General features: G+C 37.0%; 2 protein-coding genes. Both read right to left on the bottom strand.

The genetic code is table 11. From position 1 onward, the window contains the following. Positions 1-263 precede the first annotated feature (263 nt). The gene (locus ACFING_RS09785) at positions 264-845 is read right to left on the bottom strand and encodes a hypothetical protein (RefSeq protein WP_375630768.1); all 582 of its coding nucleotides are present in this window, start codon (positions 843-845) and stop codon (positions 264-266) included. 3 nt (positions 846-848) lie between these two features. Next, positions 849-1163 (bottom strand): hypothetical protein, encoded by a 315-nt coding sequence (locus ACFING_RS09790; RefSeq protein ID WP_273790330.1) that lies wholly within the window; start codon positions 1161-1163, stop codon positions 849-851. Positions 1164-1387 lie beyond the last annotated feature (224 nt).

Below are 1387 nucleotides of genomic sequence, written 5' to 3' on the forward strand. Positions count from 1 at the left end.
ACACACTGAAATCATTATTTATCAATGAGTTAAGTGTACAATGTACAGTCAATTTGAAAATTCTGTCGCTAGCGATAGTTCGCGCTCGCCTGCCCCGCAACGAAGCCAACCCACTGGGAAGTACCTTTTGAGTTGATTTTATTGATTTTTTTATGAAAAAAATAAAGCATAAGTGATAATCTGTTTTTAAAATTGCAATAAGAATATTTAATGCCTAAACTCATAAGAATATGGAATATATAGATAAAGCTTGAGAACATGATCTAGCCTTTTTTATTAGCAGCGTATTCTTGACGAGAAAGTTGTCTCTGTATGTTTTTGGTTAATCTTTCATTGGCATATTGTGCAATAGCACTTGCAATCTCTGGTTTGGACATCACCCCAGCAATTGAAGGTCCCTCTTGTTTTGCAATGGGAAATTTATCTCCATCCGCTCTTTGAAACACATTCCCATTCAGCTTTTTTAATTCAACACGCTTTGGAAAACTGCCTCCCTTGATAAAACCATGGGGTAAGATTTCTTTCTTTCCAAACAGTGTGTAAGTTACGCCGCGTTTTGTTTCGTTTACTTTAAAAAATTTAAGAGGTATTGGTGTTCCAAAACCAATGATATCTGTCTCAAGAAACCTTGCTGTCGCCTTTTCTTTAATATAAACACCTCTTCTTATACGCTTTATTTGGGCTGATGAGATGTCAGCAACTTGCTTTTCAGTAAAGCGTTCAACTTGTTTTGCTGCGGTGTTTAGAGCATTACGCAAAGCCCAATTAAGGCGAGGGGCTTGAAGGCTTGTGAAGGTATCTTTTGCCTGTTGAAGATACCATTTTTGGTGGATGATTAACTTCAACTTCTAAGCCTTTTTTGGGGTAGGTGACTTGGAAGCTTTAGATGCTTTTGGCTGTTCGAGTGGAATTTCCTCTGTCACTGGTTCAGACGATGTTTGTACGGCTTCTTGTTCTATCTGTTTAATTTGTTCAATTGCCTTATCTGTTTTTGCTGTTGTCTTGACGTCAACAAAAAGTTTTGCAGCATTGGCGCGCTTGAGACGTGCGTAGACTTGATTAGAAACTTCAACAAATGGATTATTGGGTGTTGATGGTTCAAAGCGAACAGTGCTTTTATTGTCTCCAACAACACACATTGGCTTAGTGATGACAGCTTTCATCATTGCTCCTTTTGCGTCATAATTAATGACATCATTAGTCAATTATTGATTTTTGTTATTTGAAAAATAGATTAGTCAGAATTACCCAGAAAACAGGGCTTTCTAGCCACGTTTCAAGATCACATTTTACTAAATTTTAGAGGATATTTTTGAATTTTGGACGCAATTCGACCAGTACAGCAGCGTCATTAAATACGATTTTTTACACCATGCCAACAAAAAAA

Source organism: Bartonella sp. AP150HLJHH (genome assembly GCF_042196385.1).
Taxonomy (GTDB): Bacteria; Pseudomonadota; Alphaproteobacteria; order Rhizobiales; family Rhizobiaceae; genus Bartonella.

What these genes read in the sequence shown, in the direction of transcription:
- ACFING_RS09790 (WP_273790330.1), bottom strand. Translation starts at nt 1,163, where the DNA reads ATGAAAGCTGTCATCACTAAGCCAATGTGTGTTGTTGGAGACAATAAA.